Source organism: Streptomyces beijiangensis (assembly GCF_017315755.1).
In the GTDB taxonomy this organism is placed as follows: Bacteria; Actinomycetota; Actinomycetes; order Streptomycetales; family Streptomycetaceae; genus Streptomyces; species Streptomyces beijiangensis.
Genome location: NZ_JAFLRJ010000555.1, coordinates 1 through 7,055 on the forward strand (window position 1 = coordinate 1; position 7,055 = coordinate 7,055).

Sequence of the window (7,055 nt, forward strand, 5' to 3'; positions counted from 1 at the left end):
CCGGGCGGGGGACGGGGACGGTTCCAGTCGCCACACCGTAGGAACGCCCAGGTCAGGCGCACATGTGGTGGGACACCACAGTTCGGGGGCCGGGTGCGTGTGATGGAGGGGCCCTGTCGAACGCGGCTTCGCCCACCTGAAGAACTGGCGGATCGGGTTCAGTACGGAGCTTGGTGAGGGATCAGCACATGCCCCCGGAACAGCGTCACCGGGCCGGGATCGGCTGAGTGAGGTTCACCGCGTTGCCGTCGGGGTCCTGGATGTGGGCGACGCGCTGTCCCCATGGCATGTCGTTGGGGCCGCCGCTGACCGAGCCGCCCAGCGCCTCCACCCGGCCGAGCGTCTCGGCGACGTCGTCGACTCCGATGCTGAGCAGGATCCGAGACGCGGCCCCGGTCCCCGGGGCCGCCTTGGCCACCAGCCCGAGGTCGGTGTCGCCGATGCGCAAGGCGCGGTAGAAGACCGGGCCTTCCGCCGGTACCCGGAAGATCTCCGTGGCGCCGAACAACTTCGTATAGAAGCCGAGCAGAACGTCCTGGTCGGCAGTCACGATCACTGGCTGGATGGTGGACATGGCACTCCTGTCGAGAACGGTCGTGTCGCTGGGTAGACCGTTCGAAGACGGTGAAGTCATCGGCGAAACCCGGGAAATTCCGCAGAGCCGTACGCGGCAGGCCACGGATCGGACGCCGTCGCGATGATGCCCGGAAGGCCGGCGACGGCCAGCACCTGGTCCTCCCGCAGTTGGGCATTGGCGACTCCGCCGACACGTCCATCACGGTGGCGGTCAACAGGGCCGTGACTGCGTGGTCGACGGGACTGTTGCAGAACGCGATGACGTCGACCGCGTGGGTCGGAGCGAAGCCGATGAGAGGTTTCTGGTCGACTTCGTCGGGATACGCCTGTTGCCGCGACCGACGGCCCGGACGTCATCTCGTGCACCCAGGGGCACCCCCGAGGGCACAGGTGCTCGACCTGCTCGGCGGCGACGACCGTCTCACCGTCGCCAACCCGCAGGGCATCGGCAACCAGGGACGCGTCCATGCCGGGCCCGGACGCGACAAGATCGATGTCACCTCCGGCCGCAACTCCCCGGCCAACACCGGCATGGTCAACGGCGGGCTGGACGCCGACACCATCACCGGCCCGGACCCTGACCACAGCGGCGGCGAATTCGCCCCCTCCAACTCCAACTTCCGTGTGGGCAATGCCGGAACGGTCAACGGCTGACCCGGGGACGACACCTTCGCCGTCACCTCCCCCGCCCAGAGTGCCAACCGGGGGCCCGTCAACGGAGGCATCGGCCGCGACACCATTGCCATCACCGGGGCGGGCGGCCTCTTCGGCGCCAACGGCGACGGCGGGATCGTCAATGGCGGGCCCGATGCCGATGACATCACCGTGACTGGGCCGGCCGGCACCGGTACCACGGGCAACGCCGGGATCATCCAGGGCGGCGCCGGCCCCGACACCATCGTCGCGCGCGGAGGCGACGCTGATCGTCACACCGGTGGTACGGGAAACGACGGCACTCTACGGTGAAGGCGGCGACGACGTCATCACCGCCAGGGGCGGCAACGCCGGCCAGGGCGGGCGGGGGAACTCCATCGGCATCTTCGGTGGACGCGGTGCGGACCGTATTACCGCGCAGGGCGGCGACGGCGGGCCCGGGAACGGCACCTGCCTCGACACCCCCCCCAGTACACCGGGACCAGCCAGTACGCCCCGCTCACCAGTTGCACACGCATCTGACGCAGGGCCGTCCCACTCGCGGTCGACACCTCGAGCACGGAAAGCGCTCAGCGGTAGTACCCCTCGACCACGGCCCGTACCTCGTCGAGCAGCGCGGGTCCGTGCTGTGGCACGGGCGGGCGGCCGCTGCCCGGCCTGATGTCCAGGAGCTGGTCGTTGGACAGGGCGTACACCACCCGCCGTAGCCCGGCCCACTGGATGACCGCCTGGCACATCCCGCACGGCTCGCAGCTGGTGTACATGGTGGTGCCCGCCGCCGTGGCGGCGTCCAGCTCCCGCGCGGCCCACCGTGCGAGCTTCAGTTCCGGGTGCGCGGTGATGTCCTTGTCGGTCAGGGTCGTGTTGTGCTCCTCTGCCAGCACTGTGCCGTCCGGTCCCGCCAGCAGTGACCCGAACGGCGGGTCACCGCCCGCGCGTGCCTTGGCCGCGAGCGCGATGGCCTGCCTCAGGAAGGCGTGGTCGTCGGGTGTGGTCATGACTGCTCCGTTGCGGTGAGGGGCGGGTGGAAGTGCGCGGCCACTGTGGCGAGCGCCTGCCGGCCCGCTTGCGGGTGGCATGTCTCGCGGGGGTCGCCGTTGTAGTGGTCGAGGACGACGGTCTCGGCTCCCAGCAGCCGCAGTTGGTCGAGGTCGTCCATGATCTGGTCGATGGTGCCCTCCCCGGCGAGTCTTTGCGGTCCGGTGACCGGCGCCGCGGTGGGTTTGAGGGCAATCCGGGGAGCCAGGGCTGGTACGGGGAGGTGTTGCTCGTCCGCGGACTCCTTCAGCCTGGCCGCGGCCTCGCGCAGCCACGGCATGGTGCAGCGCAGCGGGTGCCATGCGTCCCCGAGTTGCACGGCGCGGCGCAGTCCCGCGTCGCTGTTGCCGCCGACCCACACCGGGATCTTCCGCTTTCCATAGTCGGCGGTGTCCGCCCAGGCCGCCCGCATGTCCCGCAGGTGGTCGTCGGTCAGGCGTCCACGGCGTTCGAAGGGGATCCCGAGGGCGGCGTACTCCTGCCGTGCCCAGCCCACCCCCACGCCGAGGACCAGCCGGCCGCCGCTCAGTTCGTTCAGGTTGGCCGCCATCCGGGCGGTGAGCAGCGGGTGCCGGTAGGGAGCGATGAGGACCGTCGTGCCGAGCCGGATCCGGGTGGTGAGGCCGGCCAGCCAGGACAAGGTGGTGAAGGGCTCGTAGAAGGGCGCCGGATACCGCTCGGCGACGTCGGGCGTGATGGCGATGTGGTCCGAGACCATCAGCAGGTCGAAGCCCAGGCCTTCCACGGTCTGCGCCCAGTTCCGCAGGGCTCCGGGGTCGGTGCCGGGGCCGAAATTGAGGACGTTGACTCCGATCTTCATACAGAGAAGCCTAGCCAGGCCACATGGGCTGCCAGAAGGGATTCCTGCCGGTTCAGAGGCGGTTCACCCGTGGATACGCCGGTAATCTTTGCGGATGACCGAGAATCTTGACTCGACGGACTGGGCGATCCTGGATGAGCTTCAGCGGGACGGCCGGATCGCGTTCACGGAGCTGGCACGGCGGGTGAACCTCAGCGCGTCGGCGACGACGGAGCGGGTGCGGCGCCTGGAGGCGACCGAGGTGATCACGGGCTACCGGGCGCAGGTGCATCTGGAGCGGACCGGATACGCGGTGCTGGCGGTGGTGCGGCTGAAGTACCCGGGGAACCGGCACGAGCCGCTGCGCAGGCTGCTCGGGGAGCGCCTGGAGATCCTGGAGTGCCTGCGCACCACCGGGGACGACTGTTATGTCCTGAAGGTGGCGGCCACGTCGATGGCCCACCTCGAGGAGATCGTCGACGCGCTGGCCGAGTTCGGGAGCACGACCACCAGCCTCGTCCTCAGCCGGACGCTGCCGGCCCGCGGCCCGCAAGAGCCTCGGGCGAACACCCGGGCTGCTCTTTGACGATGGCCTGTTGGCAACGCCGAACACGTCACCGATGTGTGGTCACCGCGGCCGGTGAATTGGCGTCGTGGATGAGGAGGCGGGGGGCCCCGCTGCCATCGGCGGGCACGGCCCATACGTCCCAGCCGCCTCCGTGGCGGGGCAGGCCGTACATCACTGTGTGGTCGTCGAGCCAGGCAGCCTGGTCGTCGACGCTGTGTTCCTCCGCCAGCGGGGTCTCCTTCAGGGTGGCGAGGTCCAGGGCGTAGAGCCGCCACGGCCTGTTGGCGCTGGCGTTGACTCTCTTCTTGAACACGATGCGGGTGTTCCCGGGTGACAGGGACGGGCATTCGACGTTGGTCCGCAGGGTGTGGGCGGTCCACTTCCGGTAGTCGCCCTGGATCAGGTAGGTACGGCCCGAGGTGCGGACCGTGGCGTAGAAGGTGTTGTCGTCCGAGGCGAAGGTGACACCCCAGTAGTTCAGGTCCGCGGCACGGTACGGCTTTCCGTCGAGGGTCAGCGGGATCTGCTCGATGCTGTTGACCAGGCGCCCGGTCCTGGTGTCGAGGATCGAGGTCCGGGTCGAGAAGTCGTCCCGCAGGTAGGAGTCGCCCTGGACGAAGGTCGTCCAGGAGAGCATGTTCCCGCTGGCCGAGACCCGTGCCCGGTTGGGGAACCCCTCGATCTTGACCTGCCGTGTCCGGTGCAGGCCGTGATCGAGCACCGTCACGTGGGTGGACGGGACCGGGCCTTTGCGCTGCATGCAGATTCCGGTGCCGTGGGCGGCGTAGAGCCGGTCGCACAGCATCGGTCCTGTGGTGCGCGCTCCGCCGGGACGGTCGATGGGCACCGAGGCGATCCGGCCGAACGAGCCGCCCGGGGCGGTGTCCCGGAAGAGGATCTGTCCGGCGGTGTCCAGCCGTACGACACCACTCGCCCCGCCCGCGGCGCCGCTGCCGTCCCGGGACCGCAGCGCGTATCCGGTGACGGTGGTGATCGCCACCAGGGCCACCACCAACAGGATCAGAATCCGGTTCCTGGCACTCATGTTGTGCTCTCCTGACGCAGGGGAAGGATCACCAGCGCCGCCGCGATCGCGACGGTCAGGACGGTGAGAGCCACCGCGAGCGCGGTGTGCAGGCCCCACATCGACCAGGCGGCGCCGAACAGCAGTGAGGACGCCAGCGTGGCCAGCGACTGGCCGGTCTGGATCAGTGACATACCGGCGGCCCTGAGGTGTTCGGGCACCATCGGACCGACGGCCGCCATCAGCACCCCGTCGGTGGCCGCGTAGAACAGCCCGTGAAGCACGAGTGTGGTGATCACCAGCCAGGGGCCGCCCACCGGGCCGAACAGCATCAGATAGGCGAGGAGCAGCGCCCCGTAGCCGGCGACGAACACGCGCAGCCGCCCCAGTCTGTCGGCGAGTTGGCCCAGTGGCATCGCCATCAGCAGATAGACGCCGGTGGTGCCCAGGGGCAGCAGGGGGAAGTACTCCTCGGGGATGTCCAGGCGTTGCTGGATCAGGAGGTAGACGAACGAGTCGCTGAGCGTCACCGCACCGAGCAGCAGCACGCCGATGCCCACTCGGCGGAATCCAGGCCTGAGCAGCAGGCCGAGGAGATCGCGTACGGTCGCCCGCTCGTGCTGTTCCAGCGGCTGCCGCCGGTCGCGGACGAACAGTGCCAGGATCACCAGCGCGAATGCGGCGATGCAGAAGCTGGCCACGAAGACCGTGTCGTACCGGCCGGGCGTCGCCATCAGCAGCGCGAAGGCCGCCAGTGGTCCGAGGAAGGCGCCGGTGGTGTCCAGCGCCCGGTGCGCGCCGAAGGAACGGCCCAGCGTCTGGGGAGTGCTGCTCAGTGAGATCAGCGCGTCGCGGGGGCCGGTGCGCAGGCCTTTGCCCGTACGGTCGGCCGCGATCACCGCGCCGAGCACCGGTACGGAGGAACCGGCGGCGAGCAGGCCCAGTTTGCAGAGCGCCGACAGCGCGTAGCCGCTGCCCGCCACCAGCTTGCGGCGCTGCCAGCGGTCGGCGGCGTGACCTCCGGCGACGCGGACCAGGGCGGTCACCCCGAAGTACATGCCGTTGAGCGCACCGAACTGCAGTGGGCTGAGGCCGAGGGTGAAGATGACGTACATCGGCAGTACCGCGGTGATCATCTCGGAGGAGATGTCCGTGACCAGGCTGACCGATCCGAGCGCGAGCACATTGGAGTCCACGCCGGCCCACGCCCGGCGCCGGCCGGGGGTGGCAGGCGCTTCGGGGGAAGCGGGACGGGCGGCCCGGCTCGTCGAGATGTACATGACTGTCCTCTCTTGCGAAAGCCTTTACGGGGCGGGGCCCGCCGGCCGGGGGTGTCCCGGACGGCGGGCCCGTGAGCAGGAGGTGGATCAGTCGTTGATCGCGTACGGGTCGCCGTAGACCTTCCACTGCAGTGGCGGATTCAGGTCGAGGTTGCCGTTGTTGAGGAAGACGCGCTGTTCGGTGTCGACGCGGGTGGTGTCCTCGTGCGCGGCCTCGGTGAGCATGGCCGCCTTGCGCGCGTCGAGGAAAGCATTGAGGTAGGTGGTCTCGTTGCCGCCCTGGGCCGGGGTCTTGGCCTTCTGCATGGCGGTCTTGCGGATCCCGCCGAAACTGGTCGAGTCGTCGCCGGGGCCGTGCATCACGATGGCGTCGTAGTACGCGAACTGGCCGAGTGCGTGCAGGCCGTCGGACTTGGCCTGGCCGACCGCCGGGTCGAAGTACACCCGATCGCGTTCGTCGTCCTGCGCCCGCTGGAACACGGTGTCCTTGGCCGCGGTGGTCCATGCCGACTCGAAGGCCGCGCCGAGACCCGTGTGCGAAGCACTGCCGTTGACCTTTTCGAGCGCGGGGAGGTACGGGGCCAGGACGTTGCCCGGCTTGAGGTCGGTGTAGTGCCGTACGAGGTCGAGCATGTCCCCGGTGCCGGAGCAGAACCCGACGATCCCGGCGGTGTAGCCGCGACCGTCACCGATGTCCTCGATGTAGGTGTACTGCCCCTTCCAGTCCAGTGAGGAGTTCTCCGCGCTGGAGACGAGCTCCATCGCGATTTCCTTCTTGTGCGGGTCCGTCAGGTCGGCACCCGACCCGGCAGGCGGTGTGGTGGGGGGAGTTGTGGGCGGTGTCGCCGGGGGCGTGCTGGCCCCTGCGCCGTACACCTCGAACTCGTACAGCGAGTAGCCGTACGCGGTGCCGCGCTGGGTGCCGGACATCCGCACGTAGCGACCGTGACCGCTGACCGCCAGGTCGTCGGTGCCACCGTTGCCGGTGGTCGTGGAGTACGCCGACGTCCAGGTGCTGCCGTCCGTCGAGGTCTGGATCTTGTACGACTTCCCGTACGCCGCCTCCCACTTCAACTGGACGCGGCTGAGTGCGGTGTCCGCCCCGAGGTCCACCGA

At 69.4% G+C, this 7,055-nt stretch carries 8 protein-coding genes and 1 pseudogene; 2 read left to right on the top strand and 7 right to left on the bottom strand.

Going from position 1 to position 7,055, the window contains the following annotated elements; genetic code table 11:
• Nucleotides 1-205: 205 nt before the first annotated feature.
• Together J0695_RS36685 and J0695_RS45805 are read right to left on the bottom strand one after the other, a co-directional pair.
• Nucleotides 206-574, bottom strand: coding sequence for a VOC family protein (locus J0695_RS36685; protein ID WP_206969091.1), 369 nt, complete (start codon nt 572-574; stop codon nt 206-208).
• A gap of 205 nt (nt 575-779) precedes the next feature.
• Nucleotides 780-890: pseudogene (locus J0695_RS45805) on the bottom strand (DUF6368 family protein); the annotation flags it as partial.
• Between the two features lie 76 nt (nt 891-966).
• On the opposite strand from J0695_RS45805, the gene J0695_RS36690 reads away from it, so the two are divergent.
• The gene (locus J0695_RS36690) at nt 967-1,230 is read left to right on the top strand and encodes a hypothetical protein (RefSeq protein WP_206969092.1); all 264 of its coding nucleotides are present in this window, start codon (nt 967-969) and stop codon (nt 1,228-1,230) included.
• A gap of 569 nt (nt 1,231-1,799) precedes the next feature.
• Here J0695_RS36690 and J0695_RS36695 read toward each other — a convergent pair.
• Both J0695_RS36695 and J0695_RS36700 read right to left on the bottom strand, forming a co-directional pair.
• Nucleotides 1,800-2,228 (bottom strand): nucleoside deaminase, encoded by a 429-nt coding sequence (locus tag J0695_RS36695; RefSeq protein WP_206969093.1) that lies wholly within the window; start codon nt 2,226-2,228, stop codon nt 1,800-1,802.
• Entirely contained in the window at nt 2,225-3,088 is an 864-nt protein-coding gene (locus J0695_RS36700) for an LLM class flavin-dependent oxidoreductase (RefSeq protein ID WP_206969094.1), read from the bottom strand. The genes J0695_RS36695 and J0695_RS36700 overlap by 4 nt, the downstream gene beginning before the upstream one ends.
• Nucleotides 3,089-3,182: 94 nt before the next feature.
• Here J0695_RS36700 and J0695_RS36705 point away from each other — a divergent pair, with 94 nt between their 5' ends.
• The gene (locus J0695_RS36705; RefSeq protein WP_206969095.1) at nt 3,183-3,653 is read left to right on the top strand and encodes an Lrp/AsnC family transcriptional regulator; all 471 of its coding nucleotides are present in this window, start codon (nt 3,183-3,185) and stop codon (nt 3,651-3,653) included.
• A gap of 28 nt (nt 3,654-3,681) precedes the next feature.
• On the opposite strand, the gene J0695_RS36710 is transcribed toward J0695_RS36705, so the two are convergent.
• The 3 genes from J0695_RS36710 to J0695_RS36720 form a co-directional block, all read right to left on the bottom strand.
• Nucleotides 3,682-4,680 carry a TolB family protein gene (locus tag J0695_RS36710; protein WP_206969096.1) on the bottom strand — a complete coding sequence of 333 codons (999 nt, stop codon included), beginning with the start codon at nt 4,678-4,680 and terminating at the stop codon, nt 3,682-3,684.
• Nucleotides 4,677-5,939, bottom strand: a complete 1,263-nt coding sequence (locus J0695_RS36715) for an MFS transporter (RefSeq protein ID WP_206969097.1) — start codon at nt 5,937-5,939, stop codon at nt 4,677-4,679. Before J0695_RS36715 ends, J0695_RS36710 begins: the two co-directional genes overlap by 4 nt.
• A gap of 87 nt (nt 5,940-6,026) precedes the next feature.
• Nucleotides 6,027-7,052 carry a chitosanase gene (locus J0695_RS36720; RefSeq protein ID WP_372445887.1) on the bottom strand — a complete coding sequence of 342 codons (1,026 nt, stop codon included), beginning with the start codon at nt 7,050-7,052 and terminating at the stop codon, nt 6,027-6,029.
• Nucleotides 7,053-7,055 lie beyond the last annotated feature (3 nt).